Source organism: Flavobacterium sp., from assembly GCF_035299245.1.
Classification (GTDB): Bacteria; Bacteroidota; Bacteroidia; order Flavobacteriales; family Flavobacteriaceae; genus Flavobacterium.
Window position 1 is genome coordinate 115869 of the sequence record NZ_DATGWY010000010.1, and the last position, 23531, is coordinate 139399.

Genomic DNA, 23531 nt, shown 5'->3' on the forward strand with positions numbered 1-23531 from the left:
GCGAAGCGGTCTTTCAGCGCAGCGATCTCATAGCGCAGCGAATCTCAAAACCCTGTCGCCAATAACTTCGAAGCGGCTTTTAAACTGCATTTCTGGAATTTAGCATACGCTTTGGCCGCACGTTGGTGCATTTGAGAGGAAGTTTCGTTCAATACATAACCTGACAAAGCATCGTGAATCGTGTAGGCTTCGGGTGCCATGAATTGCGTGGTCCAAACCAGTGGATTTGATTTGGAATTTTTAATGTAAGGTGAAAAGTAATTCCGACTTTTGCACGCCAAAATAATGCAATCGCGGGTTTTATTATCCGAATTGGTATAGGTTTCTTCCAAATTAAAATCCATTAAACCATTGTGACCGATGTAGGCGACTAAGTCGGAGTTGCCATAAATTCCGATGGTTTTGTCGTTAATCGTAATGGTGTTTTTTAAATCGCCCGCATTGCTACTCAAAAAATCTTTTGTGCATTGCTTAATTTCTTTTCCATCGTAGGCATCAGCAACCAAATAAACATCTTTGGAAGTATGCTTGAAAATAAGTCGTTCCAAAATAATTCCGCTTACTTTTTCTGATTTTAGAAACTTCCACTCAGCACTTTTTTTAAAATAGGTTTTAATTCCGAAGCCGCAACCCCAATACAAATTGTTGTTTGGGTCTTGACCATTACCAATTTTGGCTGGAACCGGAACAATGCCTTGGTAGTTGTTATCACACAAGGCTACAAAAATATGAATGACTTTGGAGGTGTTTACGAATGGAGTCTCAGTCACAGTCTCAGTGGTGTTTTTTGAAAAACAGCTTGAGGTGAGTAGGAGTAGAATAAAAAAAGTAAAGTTGGTTTTCATGGTACAAGAGTATACTACTAAACGCAAACTTTACTTAAATATTTTTTTAACCCCAAAGACGCTAAGTTTTACGCAAGGTTCGCTAAGTATTCGCTTCGCTCATTTATGGAAAGCGGATGATGCTGAACTGATTTATTTGCCACAGATGCACAGATTTTCTTCTCTCAGCTTTCTGAACACTGATTGCTGACCACTCCAACTGTAGTTTTACTGAAAGACTAAACGTCTAATCTAGCCCCGATTGTAGCGGCACGCAGTAAAGCGGAAAGCGGGACTGTGCGTCGTTACAACCACAAAATTCCTGCTCCTGATAAAAATCTGCCTTCTGCTTCTGCGTTCTGAAATCTATTTACTTCCTTTATTCTTAATCATCGCTTCCAACATGTCCCACATTTCTTGTGGAATTTTCTCAAGAATATTGAATTGTCCCGCGCCTTGAAGCCATTCGCCACCATCGATGGTTACGACTTCACCGTTAATATACGCTGAGAAATCGGAAACCAAATACGCGGCTAAATTCGCCAATTCTTGGTGATCGCCAACACGACGCAACGGCACTTTTTTGGACATGTCAAATTTTTCAGCTAAATCGCCCGGCAATAGTCGATCCCAAGCGCCTTTGGTAGGAAACGGACCAGGTGCGATGGCATTCATACGAATTCCGTATTTGGCCCATTCTACCGCCAAACTGCGCGTCATGGCGAGTACTCCGGCTTTGGCTGTTGCACTAGGAACCACGTAGCCTGAACCTGTCCAAGCGTAAGTAGTTACAATATTCAATACATTACAGTTGGTTTGTTTTTCGGCAATCCAATGTTTTCCGAAGGCAAGAGTACAGTTTTTAGAACCTTTCAAAACTATATCGATAATTGTATCAAAAGCGTTGGCAGATAAGCGTTCGGTAGGAGAGATGAAGTTTCCAGCGGCGTTGTTGAGCAAAACATCTACTTTTCCAAAAGTTTTCAATACTTCGGCTAACATCGCTTCAACTTGATCATAATGACGTACGTCGCATTGGATTGGTAAACAGGTTCCACCAGTTTCTTTTTCGAGTTCTGCAGCTGTGGTTTTTAGTTTTTCTATATCACGAGAAGAAATAGCCACATTAGCTCCAAGTTCAAGAAAGTATTTTGTCATGGCTTTTCCCAAACCACTTCCGCCACCTGTTACTACTATTGTTTTACCTTTTAACGCATCATCGCGAAGCATTTTTGCTGAAAAATCCATAATTTGAAGTTTTAGTTTGCGTAAAGATAGTAAAACTTTTAGTATGCACGCATAGTAAATGAATTAACTAACAAAATCTAAAGATTATTTTTTGGATAAATAACCGAAATTGGGTTTAAGAACAAGAAATAAGTATGTTGAAATTTATTTTTTTTAGCCACGAATTCACGAATTAATAAAAAATGCAGATTTAAAATTTGTTCATCTTTGATGAACATTCGAATAAAATCAAATGTTTAAGATTTTAAATTCGTGTATTCGTGGCAACAAAAACATTATAAATAATAAAAACTGGATTGAAATTACTTCCAATCCAGTTTTTAAAAAACAATTTCGTTATTTGATGGTATTATTTTTTGATGATTTTTTTAGTTGTAGTTCCTAAGTTGGAATCGATTTGAAGAAAATACACGCCACTGTTCAATTCGTCAATGTTCATAGAATAAACATAAGAGTTGGTATTTTCAACATTAGCTTCTTTAACCAATCTACCTTCCATATTGAAGATTTTATAGTTGATGATTCCAACGGCATTGCTCGCTGGAATGATATTGATTTCTTGATCAACTACAGTAGGAGCAATTGCAAAATCAGTGTTGATAGGAGTCGTATTTAAAACCACATCAAGTGCTTGGAAATTGGTCACAACATTATCAATAATCAAACGACTTCCGAATGTTGGTGTCGAACCTTCTTTTGCCATATTGAACGAAATGTACATATAAGCAGGTTGTGCATTCGAAGTATAATCAATGTAGGAATACACATAGCTGTACTGACTATTCGTGCCAGAAATTTCGACACTTGCCGTTCCAATTTCATTTCCTTCAGCATCAAAAACGGTTAGTTTGGCTTCGGCTACATCGTTTCCGGCTGGGAAAAATTTGTAGAAAAATCCTAGAGTTTGAACGTTCATTCCGGGTTCGATTGGCACGCCTGGATTCCAACCAGGTGAATCTTGAGTTGCATCACTAAAAATCATTGCTTCTCCAGGAATCACTTTATTTTGCGTTTGATTGAATGCGTTGGAGATTTCCATTGCGGTTTGACCTGTGTGCGGTTCGTACGATACATAACACAAAGCAGGAATGCACCAAGTGAATTGTATATTATCGGATGTAGTTTCTCCTGTTTCGGTATCAATTACTACAGGAAGACTTAGATTCATTCCCCAATTACTTGGAAGGAAGTTGGGTTTGATATTTTCAAAGTTGCCATTGACTACTTGGGCATTGAACTGCAGTGTTGTCAGCAACATTACTAAGCTTGCAATTAGGTAGTTCTTTTTCATGATTTCTTTTTTTTGATTAATGGTTGGTATTATTCTTTTCATTACAATTTCAAAACAAAATTACTTTTTATTTTCAGTCCATCTATATAATTCAGGTTGACATTAGGTAAACATGAGTGTAAAACAATGAAAATCAGTAGTTTTTATACGGATAGTATAAAATCAGTTAAGTTTTCTTCGGTTGATAATTGTAATTTTTTTCGTAAACGATGACGAGCCGTTTTGACACTATCAGGCGATATATTCAAAATAGTAGCCATTTCTTTAATGGATAAATTAAGTTTGATTAAGGCACAAATCTTCAAATCATTAGCACTAATTTCAGGGTATTTTTGTTTTAAACGCGTATAGAAGTTTTTGTTTACACTTTCAAAGTAGTGATCAAAATCTTTCCAGTTATTATCCTGAATGGTGTATTTGTTCACTAGTTTTTTAAGTTCGGCCTCCGAAGAAGGTTCTTTTTTATTGAGAATCGATTTGATTTCATCGAGCAATTCATTTTTTTCTACCATTTGAATAGTGATGGCGCTGAGTTGACTTTCTTTATGTTCGATGTCGTTCTGAAACTGCTGCTCTTTCAATAGTTTTTGCTCTTCCATCAATGCGACTAATTCTTCTTTAGTTTTCAGTAGTTGTTTGTCGCGTTTGTTGATTCTTTTTAGGAAGAAAAACAAAATGGTAAATACTATCAAAAGCAATCCTAGTAAACTAATGAGCAAATAATTCGTCAGTTTTGACACTTCTTTTTCAGCCGAAACCAATTTGAGTTTTCGGTTTTTTTCGGCTACTTCAAATTGTACTTCCAAGCTTTTTACAATTTGTTCGCGCTCAAACGAGTAAAATTCGTCTTTGATTTGGATGACTTTGTTTTGCAGTTGGCTGACTTCAAAAAAATCGTTTTGTTGGCGTTTGACTTTAATCAAAGCTTCTAATGATTTGATTTCAAAAGTTCTATCGGTCAAGGATTCGGCCAAAACCAACGCTTTTAAAAAGTAATTTTCTGCTTTTTGTGTATCCGAATTGAAATCGAGGTACCAATTTCCCAATCCGATTAAAGCATTTACTTGTGCTTGTTTGTTTTCGCTTGATTGTGCTACTGATAAGGCTTTGTTAAAATAATTGAGACTAACATCCTTTTGTTTTTTACGTTGAGCGATTTCACCCATTTTGCAATATGACGTAGGCAAGTAGGCAGTGTTATTTGATTTTTCAAACTCGGTTAAAGCCAATTGATAAAAAATGTCGGATGAATCGCTGCGCTTTTTCAAATCGTACAGCGTTCCCAAACTCGTGTATGCCAAGCCTAGTGTTCCTGATTTGTCGTTTTTGTCTTTTAATTCGACCACAACTTCTTTACTCAAACGCATGGCGTCGTCGTATTTTTTTTGCCGACTGTAAATGGTACTTATCAATTGTAAACAACGATAACGACCAATTTTAGCAACTTCAGAATTGGTTTTTTCTAGATTTTTGAATTCGTTCAACGATTGGGTTGCAAATTGCAGTCCTTTTTCCAAACTGGAACCATAAGAGCAAATTCCGAGATAGAGTAGTGCTTCCGCTTTGTCTTCGGAATTGTTTTCTTTTTTTGCTTTCTCGTGCGCTTCCCAAAAATAACCAAATGCTTTATTTTCGTCGTCTTTTACCAATGCTGCCCAACCTTTTTGCAACAACGGATTCTCTGATGGATTGGCCATAAGAGTGGATGAAAGCATACTGAGTACAACTAAGATTATTTTTTGAACTCCATTCATAAATTGGGTTGAAGCATTTTAAAAACAAAAGTAGATTTTTTATCGATAGTTTCTAAAATAATGGGTTGACAAGAAGTAAACATATTGAATTATGGATGATTTTTAGAAGCTCATCCAGCTCTGCGTTACACGTTTTTTTAAATCAATTGGTTGTACTACGTTGCGCTAAGAGCTTCCGTTGGTCGCTTTATCGCAACAAGTACAACTCAATCGCTTTGGCAAAAAGCGTTTCACTTCGATCTGGGCTAGGGCAATTGTAGTTCTTAGTAAACCAACTTCAAAATTCAACATTCCAAGTTGACTTTTCAACATTCAAAAAAAACAACGAATGAAGAACAACAAATGTTCAATGTTGAAGTGTTTTTAAATCAAAAATCCATTCAAGCTGTTGGATTACCTGTCGGTGATCCAGAGTTAGGGGCAAGATGCTCAACAAAAATTCTTTGTAGTTTTTTCAAAACTGAAGATTTTCCACAAAAAAATCCATTCAAGCTGTTGGATTACCTATCGGTGATCCAGAGTTTAGGGTAAGTTGCTCAATGAAAATCATTCTCAATTTTTTTCAAAAATTGAAGATTTACTCCAAAATAAAATCCATTCAAGCGAGCTTGATGGATTTTATTTTGGAGTAAATCTTTTGATTTTCATTGGTCGGGATGACTGGATTCGAACCAGCGACCCCTAGCACCCCATGCTAGTACGCTACCAGGCTGCGCTACATCCCGAAATTGGTGCGCAAATATAAAAAGGAATTTATAATTTCTGTAGTCGTTCGACTGCTTTTTTTAAAGTTTCTTCTTCTTTTGCAAAACAAAATCGAATGCATTGGGTTTGTTTGGCATCGGCGTAAAAAGGAGAAAGCGGAATGGCTGCAACTCCAAATTCCTTGACCAATCGTTGAGTAAAATCAATATCGTTTTCATTTGAAAACCCTGTATACGAGGCAATTTGAAAATAAGAACCTTCGCAAGGCAATAACTCAAACGGAGTTTCAGCCATTAGTTTTCTAAAAAAATCCCTTTTACTTTGATAAAAACACCCCAAATCAGCAACTTGAACCACATCCATATAATCATTGATGGCGTATTGGGCAATACTGTTGACCGAGAACACCAAAAACTGATGTACTTTTTTGATTTCCTTCATCAAATGTTCGGGTGCAATGACATAACCAATTTTCCAGCCTGTAATGTGAAACGATTTTCCAAACGACGAAATACTCACACTGTTTTCTCGTAATTTCTTGCGATGATGTACTGAAATGTGTTGGTTTTCAAAAGTGATGTATTCGTACACTTCATCCGAAAGCACGATCACGTTTGGGTACAAATCCACTAACTTTTCAAGTTGAAGAAAATCATTTTCTGTCCAAACTCTGCCCGTAGGATTGTGCGGATTGTTGATGATGATCATTCGAGTATTGGCGTTCATTGTGGAACCAATTAATTCCCAATTCGGCGTGAAATCATCCTTCAACGGTATGCGTTTCGGAATGGCATTACATAATAAAATAGGCGTTTCATAGCAATCGTAACTCGGATCCAAAATAATGACTTCCTCTTCCTTATTCACCAAGGCTTGAATCGTCGCAAAAATGCCTTCAGTGGCGCCAGCTGTAATCAACACTTCGGTTGATGGATTCACTTTTCTACCGTAGGAAGTTTGGGTTAGATGCGCTATTTTTTCCAATAAAGGCGGAAAACCAGCCATTGGTAAATATTGATGTACTTCTTCTTTTGCCCATTTTGAAACTAAGTTTTTCAATCGTTCATCAACAGGGAAATTTGGAAAACCTTGTGATAAATTAATTGCACCATACTCGTTTGCCATTTGCGACATAGTAGTAAAAATGCTGGTTGAGATGTGCGGAAGTTTAGACATGAAAAATCAATTTAATGTATAAAAATAACCAAATAGATTAAAAATGTATGTTCGTCACAACCTTTTTATAAAAAAATAGCTCTATACCATTATAACGGTTTCTTCAACCAACTTAAAAACCTATTTTATGAAAAATACAATCCTAACCGTCTTATTGTTTTTTGGATTTTTTGCTTCTGCACAAAGTCCACAATTAAATGTAAAAGGAAAAGATTCAAGTCTTGTTCGATTGAGCCAGTTAAAAGTTAATGTAAAAGTGGTCGGAAATATTGCTTACACAACCACCGAAATGCATTTTTTCAATGGAACTAATCGACAAATGGAAGCCGAATTGATTTTTCCTCTTCCGGAAGGAGTTTCGGTTTCACGTTACGCAATTGATATTAACGGAAAAATGCGTGAGGCTGTTCCTGTTAATAAAAATAAAGGAAAGCAAGTTTTTGAGGCAATTGAGCATCGTAGAGTTGATCCAGGATTATTAGAAAAGGTAGAAGGGAATAATTTTAAAACACGTATTTATCCGTTGATGCCTAATAATGAACGAATTGTAGTTATTGGTTATGAACAAGAACTTTCCAGTTTTGATGCTACACATTTATCGTATCAAATGCTAACTTCTAGCCAACGAAAATTGGATGTCTTTGAATTAACTGTTTCGGTAATCGGAGCTGCATCTAGTCCGACAATTACCAATGATAGCGGAATAATAGCTGTTGAAAGTTTAGGACAAAGTTATGTTTCTACCATCAAAAAAATCAATTACACGCCTCAGGATAAATTAATGATTACTATTCCAATTCGAGCTGAAATTCAAGATGTTGTTGTGCAATCGCTAGATAATCAGCATTATTTTTATACTACTACTTTAATTGATACCAAAACCATTCAAAAAAAGAAACCTGATTCGATAGGATTGATTTGGGATGTGTCGCTTAGTTGTCGAAACCGCGATTTAAAAAAAGAATTAGAGTTCTTAGATGCTTATTTTCATGAATTGAATTCTGTAGAAGTAACATTGTATTTTGCAGGTTATAATTTTGAAAAAAAGAATGTTTATTCTATTAAAAATGGAGATTGGTCTGCTTTAAAAACAGTTTTGGAGCACGTAGAATATAATGGTGGAACTCGCTTTTCAAAACTGAAGTTTGCTTCTCATGATGAGCATTTGTTTTTTACTGATGGAATGTCTTCGTTAAGTTCAAATGTTATTTCGTCAACAACAAAACCTCTATACACCATTTCTTCATTAGCTTCATCGGATTATTCTTTTCTCAAATTTAATGCAACAAAAACTGGAGGTGATTTCATCAATTTAAACCAATTAAATGTTAAGGATGGATTGAACAAATTGCAATTTAAAAGCTTAAAATTTCTAGGAATAAAAGAGAATTTTTTGGTGACTGAAATTTATCCTATGGCGGGAACAGTTGTTTCAGGAAGTTTTAGTATGTCTGGAATTTCGTTAAAAGCATCCAATGAAATTACACTGCAATTTGGATACGACACAACTCCAGTTATAGAAAAAACAATCACAATAGACGCCATCAATCAAGCAACCAACGAAGTGAGTATAGAAAGGCTCTGGGCTCAAAAGAAAATTGCTTTTTTAGAAATCAATTACAAGGATAATGCTGAAGAAATAGAAACTTTAGGCAAAAAATTTGGGATTGTTACTCAGAATACATCTTTAATTGTTTTGGAAACCCTCAACGATTATATTCAATACGAAATTATTCCACCAGTTGAATTAAGAGATGAGTTTGACCGAATAATGAAACAACGCGTTACAGAAGCAAAAGCCCAAAAGCAAAGTAATTGGCAGAATGTGGAAAGCTATTACAACCAGCTTTTGGCTTGGTGGAAAAACGATGTAAAATACCAAGCGCCAGAACCAATTCCGACGCCAAAACCTGTAAAAATAAGAGGAAATATTCGTGGAGTTGTCGCAGATGAGAATGGATTACCATTGCCAGGCGTAAATGTTGTCATCAAAGGAACTAGAATCGGCGTACAGACTGATATGGATGGAAAATTCGCCATCAATGCTCAGCCCAATCAAGAGTTAGTGTTTTCATTTGTAGGTATGCAGGATAAGACAGTCAAGATTGGGAGAAGTACGACTTATAATGTTAGGTTGTCCAGTTCAAGTGTTCAATTAGAATCGGTTGTTGTTACGGCACTTGGAGTTAATCGAGACAGAAAAAATGAAGAAGAGGAAGAGGAAGATGAAGAGAGAGAAGTCTCTAAGAAAAGTATTGCTTATTCAGTAACTACGGTAAGAGCTCAAAGTGTAGAGAAATTAGTTGAGGGTAGCGTAGCTGGAGTTGAAATAAGAACCAATGCTACTAATACTAATGAACAAGACGATATTACTGAAGGAACGTATTCTAATAACAACAGAATTGGGACCAAAACAGGTCAATGGAATCCTGATCGCATTTATCTCAAAGCATTATCATCGGCGCCATTGGATAAAAAATACGCTGCGTATATACAATTGCGTGAGGAACAAATCAATAATCCTAGCTTTTATTTTGATGTTGCCAATCATTTTTATGATAATGGCGACAAGGAAAAAGCATTACTTATTTTGAGTAACATAGCCGATTTAGGTCTGGAAAATCATCAATTGTACAAGTCGTTAACCTATCTTTTGCGTCAATGGGAAGAGTATGACGTAGCCTTATTTACGGCTAATCAAGTGGCAAAATGGAGGGAACACGAACCACAATCTCACCGCGATTTAGCTTTAGTATTGGAAGATAATAAACAATATCAAGCTGCTTTTGACGAATTAATTAAAGCACTTGAAGTGAATTATTACGGAGAAATGAGTGGACAATATTCGGGCGTGGAAGATATTATTTTGATGGATATTAATCGTTTGTTGAGTGAGCATAAAGAAATCGATTCGGGTAAATTGGATGCAAAATATTTGAATAAAATGCCAATTGGAATTCGAATTATTTTGAATTGGAATCAAATGGATACTGATATTGATTTGCATATTGTTGAACCAACAAATGAAACCTGCTACTATGGTCATAGAGAAACCGAAATCGGAGCTCGTTTTTCAAAAGACTTTACTGAAGGTTATGGACCAGAACAATATTTGTTGCGTAACCCAGTAAAAGGCAAATACATCATAAAAACCAATTATTTTGGAGAAAGAACGTTAACAGAAAACGGTCCAACAACAGTAATGGTTGAAATATACCTTCGAAAAGCCAACGGAAAAGTGGAACGAACCCTAAAAACAATTCAATTAGGAAAAGTGAAACAAGACGAGAACCTAGCAGAACTTACAATAGAATAGTTGATTATTTGGTTATATGTTTTGGAAAATAGCCTTGGAATTCGTTTCAAGGCTATTTTTATTTCTGTGCAATAATAACCAAATGGATGTCACTCGTACCATTGGGTTTTGGATAATCAATTCGGGAAACGGAAAGCAAGTGAAACTGATTTTTTTCTAATGATTTTAATAAATGAGCAGCTTCGTGGTAATTTACCTCCATGGTAACTTTACCGTCGCTACTGGTTTGGGTTTCAGAATACGAGTTTTCTTTTTCGATGCAACTGAAATACAATATTCCGTCATCATTGAGTATTTGAAAACTATCGGCAATGAATTTTTCAGTTTCTTGTGTGTTCAAATACGGAACCACAAATCCGCCTAAAATGGCATCAAAAGTGGAGTTTAATTCCAGCACATCACGTACATCCAACAATTGAAATTGTGCTTTGGGAACGTTGATTTTTCCCAATTCAATCATGCTTGGTGCCGTATCTGTAGCCAAAATGGAGTAGTTGGGTTTTTGCTCGAGAAGGTATTTCGTAATGTTTCCCGGACCACAACCCAATTCCAAAATACGAGCACTGTCTTTGAAAATTGCATCACAAAATGCATCGTAAGTAGCGTTGTACAAATCCATTTCCATGAATTTGTCTTGATAGGCTTGCGCGAGTAAGTTCCAGTTTTGGAGTGTTTGAGTGTTGCGTTTCATAGTTCAAAGATAGAGAAAGGTTTTGTTTTAAGGAAGACGTCTTAGCAATTTTGCTTCTTCTCAATGCATTTACTTTCTAGCCCTGATTGGAGCAATCCGCCGTGCGGTGCGGAAAGCAGGAATAAGGATTACAAGAAAGCCCAAGCCTTTTTGCTCCAAAAAAGAAATCACCCACATTAAAAAAATGCAGGTGATTTCGAACACAAAAAACAAGTAATTAATATACAATTCTCTTCATCACTGTTCCGTCGTTAGCAAGAACAATCTTCAGAAATAAACCCGATTTTGTTGCAATTAGATTGTTGATTGTGAACGTATTCAAGTTTAGGTTGTGGTATTCGGCGACCCTACTGCCTAATACATTATAAACCTGAATTTCTTTTATCGGCATGGAAGAAGATTCAATTGTAATTTTTTCGTTGGTGATGACTTTAACTTCGTTGTCAAAACTCTGATCAATGCTGCCTAAAACACTATTAGTATATACAATTTTGAAGCGGTCGTTGATGGTTTGTGGAGTACTGAAAAACGAGTACGGCATCGATTTTAAATCGTGTATGATGTTGAGATTTTGATCTTTTAAGTAAATGTTTTGCGTTGTAAAAAGTCCGTCGATAGCCGCCAAACTGATGCTGTACGTTCCGGGTTGCGGAAGGTTTACGCCAATTGGTACTTCATCAAAAAGAGAGAAAGGCAAACTTCTTCCTTGGATGCTGAGTTTTTGTTGCTCAATTTCAGAGAAAATGCTCATTTGACTGCTTACGCCCATTCTACAATCAAAAAACGAATCTTTGTTGTTGGTTGCGCCTTGTACATAACCGATTAAAGTTCGGTTCGACTGACCGTTAGTATCTACAATGTCAAGCCAATAGCGGTGTCGTTCAATGTCAGCTAAAGTATTTGCAGCATTGTGTGCTGATCGGAAAAAGAAATCGTTGGCATACGTCGGACTTCGTAAATTATTGGTAAATTCTATGAAATCAGTGGCAGTTGGTCCGTCTTTCATTTCAACAAAGAAACTTTGTCCGGCACCAATAAATAGATCCGAACTCGCAGCTGGGCAACAATTCGTTCCCGTAAAATTGTAAACGATATAATCAGAAGCGGTGTAATTGTAGACAAAGGAACCGTAAAACGGACTCGCAATTGCCGATGGAAGTGTTTGATGCGTCCAGATGTAAATGTTTCCTTCTATTTTGGTGTTGTTGTTCAATAGAAATTGACTCGCTCTTATCGAAGACGGATAAGGATTTCCGACCAAATTCAAATTGTCACTAAAATTGGTGATTTCGGTTCCGTTCAAGCCTGCATGAAAAGTCAGGTTTTCGTCGTTTCCACGTGAGATAGTTTGGGTGATGATTCCGTTATTCGGAACGCCAATAAAATTGGCGTTGAAAGGTGCACTGGCTACCGAACTGAAAGTGTCTGGACCGCGCATGATGTATCCTTTTCCAGCTAACATGGTTTCGCTCAATGCCGTTTCCCAATTTCCTTGACCGTTATTGGTGTTGGCTATGGTAGTATTCCATTTAAAAGTTGGTCCTGGAACAATTGGTGCTGCAATATTGTTGATGTTAAAATTGCCAACTGGTGCCGACCAATACACATAATCGTTTCTTTTTATGGATGCGGTGCGCTGATAATTAATGTTTCCGACATTCGTAACATTATCAATCTGAATGAGACTGCCGTTGTTTTCAATCACAAAATAACCTGATGGTTGAACCGTAATTAAGTTGGTAACTGAAAGATTATTATTGGATGTTAAAGTCAAAGAAGCATTGTTATGAATGGTTAAGGTTCCGGCAAAAGCATTGTAACCTACACCCGAAATGATTGGATCGTTCGCTGTTACTGGAATCACAACACAATCGGTAGCATCAGGTAAAATAGCCGGTGTCCAGTTGTTGGGTTTGTTCCAATCAGTATCCACAGAACCGTTCCAGATTTTACTACCATTTACGACTACTACAGTTTCATCGGTTTCGGTTAAAACAGTTCCATTGCACAAATTATAGATTACTTCTGCAGTGTAAGTTGTGGTTGTGGCTGGGCAAACATTGATGACATCGGCTGTTCCGATAATTGGGCCAGTTGTTCCCGAACCTTCGTGCCATTTTATAGATGTTAATGATGCACCCGATGGAACAAATCGCCACGCTTCATTACTCACTGCCCAATCAGGATCCAAACCATTTCTTCCCGGAACAATGGTTGCTTGTGTTCCAGTCGCGTTTTGTAGTCCTACAATTGCGTTTCCGCCATTCCAAGTACTGCACAATGTTTTTTGTTGAATGTAGATTTCGATGACATTGGTGTTTTCATACAATACCATCATACCCGAATACAATTGCGAAGTACAAGCATACATAGGAACGTTTTTCCATGAAGCGACCAAAGCTCTGCAACCGGTGTTCAGAGTGATTAATTCCCAACCAATGGTTCCACCCACGCCAGGATGAATGTCTTGGTACACTCCAAAAATCGAATTTTTAAATAGACCTGGATTAGGAATGTTACTGGCAAAAGACCAAGCAGAATAACCGCTTGGAACGTTTCCGACAATATCAAATGAAATGACTCCATTAGAACTGATTAAGCATTGGTTGTAATTGTTTCCGTAGAAACAGAAATTAAAAGGTAAGTTCACTATGGGCGACCAAACATCGTCGGTGTTGATGCTAAGTGGATGTTGCAAACAACCAAATTGGTACGGTGGCGCATACGGAATCGATTGTACCGTATAACTTGTAGTTTGACCAAGATGAAGGTAATTGGCTTCTAAATCAACACAGTTGGTGGCTGTAGTACAACCACCAATCGGACTCGGATCCACACCATTCAAACTCAAGCCGCCAGCAATTACAGATGGGCAACCCAAAGCTGATGTTCCAGTTCCGTTTCCGGGTGCGCAATTTAATTGAGAGAAACTAATCGGACCAACCCAAATTCCTTGTCCAGTTGCGACATCACAATTGGAGCGAATCCAAAAGTAATAGGTTAGATTCGGAATTAATGTGGCGAAATTAATCGAGTTGATAGTGGAAGGGATCGTTCCCGTTGGTAATGTTGAATACGTTGGATTAACAGCAGAAGTTGAAAAATAGTATTGATAACCATCAGTAGGAACTGGATTGGAAGCCGTCCATGATACAGTTGCTGTAGTCTGACTCGTAAATGTGGCGGTTACATTGGTGGGATTTTGCGAACACGGAAGTGCGTTTACTATTAGTGTGTAATCTTCGGTTTCACCCAACGTTATAGTGCCGCACGGATTGGGATTAAGCGAAGAAATATCAGCCCTGATTCGCATTTTATGAGCACCAACTAAAGCAGTAGTCGGAATGGTAAAACTACCCGAAGCCGATGTTACGTAAGCGCCAGATGCATATACTTTTTCACCAGCATCAATAAAATCCAAATCGTTGTTCCAATCCACCCAAATATTAAAACCATAGGAAAAAGTTCCGTTGAAAAAGTTAGCCGAAAAATTAACGGTTCCATAATATTCTTGTGTTACCACTTGCGCGCTGAAATCGCCTAAACCAGTTGGAGAATAACCCGAAGCCAAATTTGAAATATTGGTTATTCCGCCAGTAGTTGAGAAGTTCGTTATGTAACGAGTTGAATTGGTTGAATTAGATAAGCAATAGCCCGTAAACACCGAACCCGTAACTTGCGCACTTGAACAAACTGCAGTACTGGCTTTTATTTGATAATAATACACCGTATTGATGGACAATCCAGTTACTGTAAAAATCGTAATTGGATTAGTTACTGTAAACGGTGATCCCGGAATATTAGTAGTGAATCCAGCATCTGTTGACACTTGTATAGTGTATGTAATTGGTAATGCATTTCCACCACTTGGAGCAAACCAATCAAGTGTAAAGCTTGAAGCAGTGATATTGTTTTCTACGACTGAAGTTGGTTCAGTAACACAAGTAATGGTATCGCCTGTCAATGGTGCTAACGGACTATAAACGGGTCCAGCACAAGCCGATCCTGTGGTGTAAGCATAAATGTAATAATAATAATGTGTGTTTCCCGAAAGCGAAGTATTGGTGAAATTGGGAGTTGGACTGTTTTGAACGAAGAAATAATTCACTCCCAAAGTATTGACGTTGGTCGAATTGTAAGTAATTCCGTCTACAGGATGCAATGGAGGAATATTTGATTGTGATTGTAAGATTAAGTACCCCGAAGCACTTCCCGTAAATGAAGCACTCACTGTATTGGATGTTGAGCTACCGATTACAAAATTGGTTGCCTGTGAAGTCGGAACGGAACAAAACGGTGGAGTGGTGATACAGATTCCGAAATCGCCACTGTTGCCGCCGCCATTTTCCCACACACGGATGTATAAGATTTCACCCGGAGTTCTATTGGAAATGGTTAAGGCCGACATTAATCCGTTGGCACTACTGTCATCATCACAAGCAATTTGTGTTAAAATACTACAAGTTCCAGAATAAACTGCAATTCCACTGTTCGTTACATTTCCAATTTGAGTGTCAATGTTGACAATTCCGGTTGGTGGAACTTCAACCGAAAACCAAACATCGTCATCAACATAATTCCCACAATTGGGTGTGGTCAATTCTAATGAGTTACTCGCATTAGTATTAGAATAGGTATCATAAACACAACTGTTATTTACGGTAAGCGGAATGGCATTGCAGGCTTCGTCGTTGATAGGTGGAATGACACCACATGTAATAGAAAAACTGATTGCTCCACCTGCATTTGTCTCAGGATCTAAAACTATGTAGTATTCGGTTCCAGCAATTAATTCAAAATACGGACTCGTTTGAGCATTACTTAAACTATAAATACAAGTCCAATTGGTCGAATCACAACCTAAAGATGCTTCTTTAATTTGATAATTGATCAATCCAAACGAACTTAATTGTTCAATAGTGTAGCTTGCTGTTGTAGTTGGAGTGAATGAATAGATTTGTTCTACACCATTAGCAATGGTGCCGCAAGATGAATACGTATAATTACCTAATCCCGATGGTAGTGTCGTGTTAGTTGTTGTTCCGCAAACAATTGGTGAAACAAAATCACACGGATTGGGTGGCGTAGTAATACATATCGTAAATCCACCAAAACCAATATCCGAACCACTACTGTAAACACGTACTAAATATACATTTCCAATAGTCAAACCCGTTATGGTTCCTGATTCGACGATTTGCTCTGATGTATTGTCAAAACAACCAAGCGAATTTAAAGTAAGACAAGTTCCATCAAATACTTCAAATACAGCATCCACCAAAGTAGTTGGAGTAACTGAAATAGCATGAGTATCGCTTGTTGCGGTAAAAGTAAACCAAACATCATCATCGGCTGTGCCTGAGCAAGCCAATAGCGATTCATCAGCACCAATAGTTGTTCCAGTAACACTTGTAGTACAAACCGATGTCGGATTTACAGGAATATTGATGGCTGTAGCGCATTCATCATTTGCTGGCGCATTGACTTTACAACTTAGTGTAAAATTAATGGTTCCGCCAGTTGTATCTTGTGGATCTACTAAAATATAGTATTCTTCTCCTTGAGTTAAATCCATGTAAGAACTAACAGAAGTGCCTGTTAACGTACTGATGCAGTTCCAACCTAAGTCGTTACAACCATCGGCTTTCAGTTTGATTTGATAATTGACTGAGCCGAAAGCACTGTTTTGTTGGATGTAATAATCTCCATTGTCTTGTGGTGTGAATACGTAGATTTGTTCAATTCCGTTGGTTTCATCACCACAGGCATAGTTAGTATAACTACCATAACCCGGCGGAACTACTAAATTTATTGTGGTATCGCAGGCATCAATCTCAATTGGATTTAAACACGGATTGGGTGGTGAAGAGACACAAATGCTAAAGCTACCTTGCCCAGACGAACTTGCCAAACTGTGAACGCGAACTAAATACGTGTTTCCAAGAATTAATCCGGAGATGAAGGAAGTTTCTATACCATTTCCGACAGTAGCATCTTGACAAAGTATGCTGAATAAACCGCCATCGCAAGTACCATCAAAAACTTCAAAAACGGCATCCGATAAAGTAGTGGGTGTGACTGTTAGTATATGGTTGGTACTCAATGCTGTAAAACTGTACCACACATCATCGTCGGCAGTTCCTGAACAACCTGGATACGATTCTGTTGCACCAACTGTTGTTCCTGTTGCTGTGACAACACAATTGGTAGATGAATTGACACTCAAATTAGTTGCATTACTGCATTCATCATTAAAAAGAACCGGAGTGGAGCAATTTAAACTGAAATTGACGCTTTCACCTGTTGTGATTTCAGTGTCAAGCATAATGTAGTAAGCAACTCCAGCAGTAAGTATGAATGAATTGCTTGTTGCAAATCCATTTAAATTTCCAACACAAATCCAGTTATTGCCATTGCATCCATTGGAAACGGGTTTGAATTGATAACTGATACTACTTAATGAATTATTTTGTTGAATAGAGTAGTTTCCCGTTACAGTTGGAGTGTAAGTGTAGATTTTTTCGTTACCCAATGCCGAAATACCACAAACTTGAGTATCGTACATTCCGATTCCAGATGTGATTGTCGCTGTTTGCGCTGTACCACAACTAGCAAGCGCAGTAGTAGAGTTACAAGGGTTTAGAGCTGCTGTGATACACAATTCATCAATGGTCATACTCGAGCCACCGCCAACATTACACACTTTTAGGTAATAGATTCCGTTGGCTAAAGTAATATCGATGATTTCAGTTTGGGAGGAATTGGCTGCAGTATCGTCATCAGCACAAGCAATTTGGGACAAACCGGTACATGCTGCTGTAGATGACATCAATTGCAAATACAAATCCCTATCTACAGAGTCGGCTGTGATGGTTACATTAAGTGGTCCACCTGTAACGGTAAAAGTATACCATCGTTCATGCCTAAAACTCACTGTTCCACAAGATGCGTTGAGGTTGGGGGCATTTTGTGTTCCGTCGTTGACAATGGCTGTTGTGATGCAAGTTCCATTAATGGTTATTGGTGTTGCAGTGGCACACGTAGTTCCTTGCGCAATCGTCTTTCCTGAGAAAAGCAATGCAGCAAAGATCAACAATAGGTTCAGTTTTTGGGGCAGAAGCTGTTGTTGTAAAGTTCTATTCATGAAGAACTGGTTTGGTTGGTTAGATACCTAAAACAGTTGATGAAATAAAAACCCTACTTGATTTTTTAGTTTTTTTTAAGAAATGTTTTTTGTTAAAAAAACAGGTTTTGAAAGTAGGTTTGTGACTTATTTGACATAAAAAAAACACTAACAAAGCTGTTAGTGTTTTTCTGTTTTCTATTTCTGTAAACTGCGACTGTGACTGTCTATTAATCCTCCAATAGTACTTCCAAAATACTTATCGCCGCATCGCTGATTTTAGTTCCAGGTCCGAAAACGGCAACCGCTCCTGAGTCAAATAAAAATTGGTAGTCTTGTGCAGGAATTACGCCACCAACAATCACCATTATGTCTTCACGACCGTACTTTCGGAGTTCTTCGATGACTTGTGGAACCAGCGTTTTGTGTCCGGCAGCCAAGGAAGAAACGCCCAGAATATGAACGTCGTTTTCTACGGCTTGTTTGGCGGCTTCTTGAGGTGTTTGGAACAGTGGACCAATATCGACGTCAAAACCAACATCAGCATAACCCGTTGCAACTACTTTGGCACCGCGATCGTGACCGTCTTGTCCCATTTTAGCAATCATAATGCGTGGGCGACGTCCTTCTTTTTTAGCGAAGGCATCGGCCAATTGTTTAGCTTTTTCAAAGCTTTCGTCGTTTTTAATTTCTTTACTGTACACGCCGCTGAAAGATCTAATTTGTGCTTTATAGCGTCCGAAAACGGCTTCGAGTGCATCACTGATTTCTCCTAGTGTGGCTCGGTTTCGGGCTGCTTCTACGGCTAAAGATAGTAAATTTTCGTTTTGGTTTTTCGCGCAATCGGTCAATTTTGCCAAACATTCGGTTACTTTAGCGTTATCTCGAGTAGCTTTGATTTGATTCAACCGTTCAATTTGTTGTTTACGAACCATATCGTTGTCTACATCTAAAATTTGTAATGGATCTTCTTTTTCCAAACGGAATTTATTGACACCAACAATAATATCCTGTGCACTGTCGATACGTGCTTGTTTGCGAGCTGCGGCTTCTTCAATGCGTAATTTTGGAATTCCCGATTCGATGGCTTTCGTCATTCCACCTAAAGATTCTACTTCCTCAATCAAAGCCCATGCTTTTTCAGCTATTTCATTGGTTAAACTTTCCACATAATAACTTCCTGCCCAAGGATCAACCGTTTTGCAAATTTTGGTTTCTTCTTGAAGGAAAATTTGTGTATTTCGAGCAATTCGAGCCGAGAAATCGGTTGGTAATGCAATGGCTTCATCTAAGGCATTGGTGTGTAACGATTGCGTTCCTCCAAAAGCTGCTGCTGCTGCTTCAATACACGTTCTAGCCACATTATTAAAAGGATCTTGCTCGGTTAAACTCCAACCTGAGGTTTGACAATGCGTGCGTAATGCCAATGATTTTTCGTCTTGTGGATTGAATTGTTTCAGCAATTTTGCCCACAACATTCTACCGGCACGCATTTTGGCAATTTCCATAAAATGGTTCATTCCGATGGCCCAGAAAAAGGAAAGGCGAGGAGCGAAGTCGTCGATTTTCATTCCGGCTGCCAAACCTGTTCTGATGTATTCTAAACCGTCGGCTAAAGTGTAGGCTAATTCAATATCGGCGGTTGCTCCCGCTTCTTGCATGTGGTAACCCGAAATGGAAATCGAGTTGAATTTGGGCATTTTTTTGCTGGTGAATTCGAAGATATCAGCAATGATTTTCATCGAAGGCGTTGGTGGATAAATGTACGTATTACGCACCATGAATTCTTTTAGAATATCATTTTGAATGGTTCCCGAAAGTTGTTCCATACTTACACCTTGTTCTTCAGCAGCGACGATGTAAAACGCCATAATAGGCAAAACGGCACCGTTCATGGTCATGGAAACCGACATTTCACCCAGTGGAATTTGATCGAAAAGGATTTTCATATCTTCTACCGAGTCGATGGCAACACCTGCTTTTCCTACATCTCCAAAAACACGTTCGTGATCGGAGTCGTAACCGCGGTGTGTCGCTAAATCGAAGGCTACCGAAAGTCCTTTTTGTCCAGCAGCCAAATTTCTACGATAGAAAGCATTACTTTCTTCAGCAGTTGAAAATCCGGCGTACTGACGAATCGTCCACGGACGACGCACGTACATGGTTGCGTAAGGTCCGCGCAGATTAGGAGCAAAACCAGCACCAAAACCAAGATGTTCGAGGTTTTCGATGTCTTGTTTGAAGTAAGAGTTTTTAACCAGAATGTCTTCAGCGGTTTTAAAGGTTTCTGTATTCAAAACTTCTAACTTCCGACTTCCAACTTCTAACTTTATGTGTTGTATGTTCTTTCTCACTTTTTAAGTGTTTTATTTTTTGATAATTAATTTGCTATTATAACTGGATTTATTGGTAACAACAGTTATGATGTAAATACCGCTGCTCAGATTAGATATGTCAAAATTTGAATCGCTTTTTTGTATAAGGTCTATTTTTTTTCCAAATAAATCAAATAGTTTTAAACTGATGATTGCTTCATCATTATTAACTTTAACACTAAAGTTATTTTTTGCTGGATTAGGGTAAACTATGATTTTATTTATAGTTTCACTGCTAAAATCAGGAGTGTTTAGTGTCATGTCAAATTCAGAAGAATAAAGTTCAGTACCAGAATATTGCTTGGCTGCTGGAAATAGTAATTTACCATTAAATTCATAAAAATCAGTATATATATAATATCCAATTTCACCAAAATTTTCAGAGTTTACTATGTCAGCTGTCAGGTAATTGTCAGCATTTGTTGAATTACCATTGACATAATAAATTTCATTATTTTGACTGTCTTTTTTAAATATTAAATTATCTTGGTAACAAGTGTCGCAATCAATGAAGAATTCAGGTGTCTCCAAAGGTATCGCTCCTAACTGCACTGTACCTGGGGTAGTTCCATCTGTTCTCCATAGCTCTTTAGAGGTATATGAACCTTGTTCTCCAACACCAAAATAAACATAATTTCCACATGAAGTCAATGTGTTAAATGTATAGAAGTCAGTAAAATTTTCTATCAGAGCTACTGTACCATTAAGCGTTCCATCTGATTTTACAAGAGTTGTTCCATTATTACCATATGCAGTAAAATAGAGATTATTATTATGGATTAAATTCTTTTTAAATTGTACAATACCAGTTATGTTAGTTTCATATAGAAGGGTAGTTCCAGTTTGTGTCCCATCGGATGACCATATACTATTATTTCCATAAGATGAATTATTAGTGTTAGTTTTAAAAAAGATTTTATCATTACTTGCATTAATGACTACTCTTCCATTGTCATAAACTCCACTAGCAGGTATATTAATAACTTTTGTTGTCCCATTTTGTGTCCCATCTGTTCTCCATATCGAACTATCAGTACCATCATTGGCTGCAAAATATAGATATCCATTTAAAACGGCATAGCACTTTTCATTTAAAGTATTCGGCTCATTATAATAAATATTTGATTGATTACCAAATGCATGACCGTTTCCGGGATTAATATCTTTTAACATATATGTTCCCGTTTCTGTTCCATCACTACGCCATAATTCCTCTCCATGAACCCCATCATCAGCTTTAAAATAAAATATACCATTAAATTCCATGAATAACGGATATTCAGAAATACTGTTGCCAAGACCAACTTTTATGTCCTTTACCATAGTAGTGTTGGCTTCTGTACCATCAGTTTTCCATATTTCAGCTCCAAAATTTGGAGTGATAGCCCTAAAAAACACATAGTTTCCTGCTTTTGTATATGATGCAGATCTAAAACCAGCGCTAGTAAAAAAAGGACTACTGTTACCTGGATTAATATCTTTTATAGGTTGCGTTCCAATAATTGTCCCATCAGTAATGAATGGTTCATTGCCGTTGCCATTATTTCCAGTAAAAATTAGTTTATTTCCTAATTCTGCAACATCATAGAAATCAGTCATACCAGAAAAACGATGGTATATATCTTTAAAAACAGTTGTATTGGCTGTTGTTCCATCGGTTGACCATAACTCAATCCCATTGGCACTGTTATATCCAGCAGCGAAAAAGACGAGGTTGTTAAATTCAACAAAACTAAAATTAGTGTTTGAATATAGTGTCAGATTTGTATCTTTTAATTCAAAGGTACCACTAGTGGTTCCATCACTTTTCCAGACAGTATTATAATCACGATCGTCACCTCTAGCTGAAAAAACTAAATAGTTACTTGTAGCAGTTAGCTCTGTTATAAAACTGCCAGTTGTACCTGTACGAATGTCTTTTACCAATTCGGTCCCAACTGTTGTTCCGTCAGTACCCCATAACTCTACACCAGTAGTTGCTGTATTGGCATCAAAATAAATTTTATTATTATATACGGCAAATTGTGTAGTAGACGAAACTCCACTATTAACTCCACTATAAATATCTTTCAAAAGTGTTGTTCCAGCAACTGTTTCATCGCATTTCCATAACTCAGTTCCATTTGTTGATATCACTTCGAATATGAAATAACTTGATGTTGAAGCTCCAATAAGACCGTAATTTGAATTATTTGCGCCAGGAATAATGTCCTTAAAAAGTACTGTCCCATTGCTTGTTCCGTCACTTTTCCATAGTTCATATCCAGTAGAATTACTGTCTGAGGCATAAAAATAAAAACTATTGTTCATTTTGATGAAACCACCTTGAGCGATACCTCCGTTAGCACCAGGATAAATGTCTTTAAAAAGAGTCGTACCATTGTCAGTTCCATCACTAATCCATAATTCATTTCCATTAGTACCGTTGTTTGCTGTAAAGAATAAATTACCGTTAAAAATAAAAAAGTTTCCAGGATTACTTCCTATAACACCATTATAAATATCTTTAAAAAGAGTTGTACCATTAGGAGTTCCATCACTTACCCACAACTCACGTCCTACAGTAGTATCATATGCAGCAAAAAAGAGGTTTCCATTGTAATAAGTGAGGCTATTAATTAAGCTTGGTCCTCCATAATTTCCTATATGTTTTATTAAATAAGTTCCACTCTCTGTTCCATCACTTCTCCACAATTCAATTCCTAATGAAGAAGGACTTGTTGTAAAATATAAAATATCACCTACAGTTAAAAAAATAGAATTGTAGTCAATTCCGTCACCACCCGAAGAGATATTTTTTACCATGTAGGTATTATTTGTCAACATGTCATGAACCCACAATTCTTCATAATCAATTCCATTATCAGCAGAGAAATAAATTTTAGTATTTCCCTTAGTTATATTTTGAGGGCTACTGTCTCCTACATAATTTAACTCAATTTCTGTTACATCTATTGTTTGTGAATTGCAAATAAATCCCAAAAGGATTACAATAAGTAATGGTATCTTTTTCATAATAAAGTTTGTT

Annotated in this window: 11 protein-coding genes and 1 tRNA gene; 2 read left to right on the forward strand and 10 right to left on the reverse strand. The window is 37.4% G+C overall.

All coding sequences use genetic code 11. The features are described 5' to 3' along the window. Positions 1 to 44: 44 nt before the first annotated feature. From VK161_RS07955 to VK161_RS07970, 4 genes are all read right to left on the reverse strand, one after another. Positions 45 to 845, reverse strand: a complete 801-nt coding sequence (locus tag VK161_RS07955) for a hypothetical protein (protein ID WP_324214242.1) — start codon at positions 843 to 845, stop codon at positions 45 to 47. 345 nt (positions 846 to 1190) lie between these two features. Then, entirely contained in the window at positions 1191 to 2072 is an 882-nt protein-coding gene (locus VK161_RS07960; protein ID WP_324214243.1) for an SDR family oxidoreductase, read from the reverse strand. A gap of 349 nt (positions 2073 to 2421) precedes the next feature. Continuing rightward, on the reverse strand, positions 2422 to 3363 hold the full coding sequence (locus tag VK161_RS07965; RefSeq protein ID WP_324214244.1) for a T9SS type A sorting domain-containing protein: 942 nt from the start codon (positions 3361 to 3363) through the stop codon (positions 2422 to 2424). Between the two features lie 143 nt (positions 3364 to 3506). Continuing rightward, the gene (locus VK161_RS07970; protein ID WP_324214245.1) at positions 3507 to 5117 is read right to left on the reverse strand and encodes a tetratricopeptide repeat protein; all 1611 of its coding nucleotides are present in this window, start codon (positions 5115 to 5117) and stop codon (positions 3507 to 3509) included. A gap of 297 nt (positions 5118 to 5414) precedes the next feature. Between VK161_RS07970 and VK161_RS07975 the strand changes: the two genes are divergently transcribed. Continuing rightward, positions 5415 to 5648 (forward strand): hypothetical protein, encoded by a 234-nt coding sequence (locus VK161_RS07975; RefSeq protein WP_324214246.1) that lies wholly within the window; start codon positions 5415 to 5417, stop codon positions 5646 to 5648. Positions 5649 to 5765: 117 nt separating this feature from the next. On the opposite strand, the gene VK161_RS07980 is transcribed toward VK161_RS07975, so the two are convergent. Next, positions 5766 to 5842, reverse strand: a tRNA-Pro gene (locus tag VK161_RS07980). A 28-nt stretch (positions 5843 to 5870) separates the two neighbouring features. Then, positions 5871 to 6998 carry a methionine aminotransferase gene (locus tag VK161_RS07985; protein ID WP_324214247.1) on the reverse strand — a complete coding sequence of 376 codons (1128 nt, stop codon included), beginning with the start codon at positions 6996 to 6998 and terminating at the stop codon, positions 5871 to 5873. Between the two features lie 127 nt (positions 6999 to 7125). Here VK161_RS07985 and VK161_RS07990 point away from each other — a divergent pair, with 127 nt between their 5' ends. After that, the gene (locus tag VK161_RS07990; RefSeq protein ID WP_324214248.1) at positions 7126 to 10314 is read left to right on the forward strand and encodes a VIT domain-containing protein; all 3189 of its coding nucleotides are present in this window, start codon (positions 7126 to 7128) and stop codon (positions 10312 to 10314) included. Between the two features lie 58 nt (positions 10315 to 10372). Here VK161_RS07990 and VK161_RS07995 read toward each other — a convergent pair whose 3' ends face one another. The 4 genes from VK161_RS07995 to VK161_RS08010 form a co-directional block, all read right to left on the reverse strand. Next, a complete protein-coding gene (locus VK161_RS07995; protein WP_324214249.1) occupies positions 10373 to 11005 on the reverse strand; it encodes a class I SAM-dependent methyltransferase in 633 nt (210 codons plus the stop codon). 217 nt (positions 11006 to 11222) lie between these two features. Continuing rightward, positions 11223 to 18149, reverse strand: a complete 6927-nt coding sequence (locus VK161_RS08000) for a GEVED domain-containing protein (protein ID WP_324214250.1) — start codon at positions 18147 to 18149, stop codon at positions 11223 to 11225. Positions 18150 to 18358: 209 nt separating this feature from the next. Further along, the gene (gene scpA / locus VK161_RS08005) at positions 18359 to 20482 is read right to left on the reverse strand and encodes a methylmalonyl-CoA mutase (RefSeq protein ID WP_324214251.1); all 2124 of its coding nucleotides are present in this window, start codon (positions 20480 to 20482) and stop codon (positions 18359 to 18361) included. 12 nt (positions 20483 to 20494) lie between these two features. After that, a complete protein-coding gene (locus VK161_RS08010) occupies positions 20495 to 23518 on the reverse strand; it encodes an ELWxxDGT repeat protein (RefSeq protein WP_324214252.1) in 3024 nt (1007 codons plus the stop codon). Positions 23519 to 23531: the final 13 nt, after the last annotated feature.

Bases quoted from the DNA above. Each gene is read 5' to 3' on its own strand.
- VK161_RS07955 (WP_324214242.1), bottom strand. From the start codon at position 845: ATGAAAACCAACTTTACTTTTTTTATTCTACTCCTACTCACCTCAAGC.
- VK161_RS08000 (WP_324214250.1), bottom strand. From the start codon at position 18,149: ATGAATAGAACTTTACAACAACAGCTTCTGCCCCAAAAACTGAACCTA.
- VK161_RS08010 (WP_324214252.1), bottom strand. From the start codon at position 23,518: ATGAAAAAGATACCATTACTTATTGTAATCCTTTTGGGATTTATTTGC.
- VK161_RS07970 (WP_324214245.1), bottom strand. From the start codon at position 5,117: ATGAATGGAGTTCAAAAAATAATCTTAGTTGTACTCAGTATGCTTTCA.
- VK161_RS07965 (WP_324214244.1), bottom strand. From the start codon at position 3,363: ATGAAAAAGAACTACCTAATTGCAAGCTTAGTAATGTTGCTGACAACA.
- VK161_RS07995 (WP_324214249.1), bottom strand. From the start codon at position 11,005: ATGAAACGCAACACTCAAACACTCCAAAACTGGAACTTACTCGCGCAA.
- VK161_RS07985 (WP_324214247.1), bottom strand. From the start codon at position 6,998: ATGTCTAAACTTCCGCACATCTCAACCAGCATTTTTACTACTATGTCG.
- VK161_RS07960 (WP_324214243.1), bottom strand. From the start codon at position 2,072: ATGGATTTTTCAGCAAAAATGCTTCGCGATGATGCGTTAAAAGGTAAA.
- VK161_RS07990 (WP_324214248.1), top strand. From the start codon at position 7,126: ATGAAAAATACAATCCTAACCGTCTTATTGTTTTTTGGATTTTTTGCT.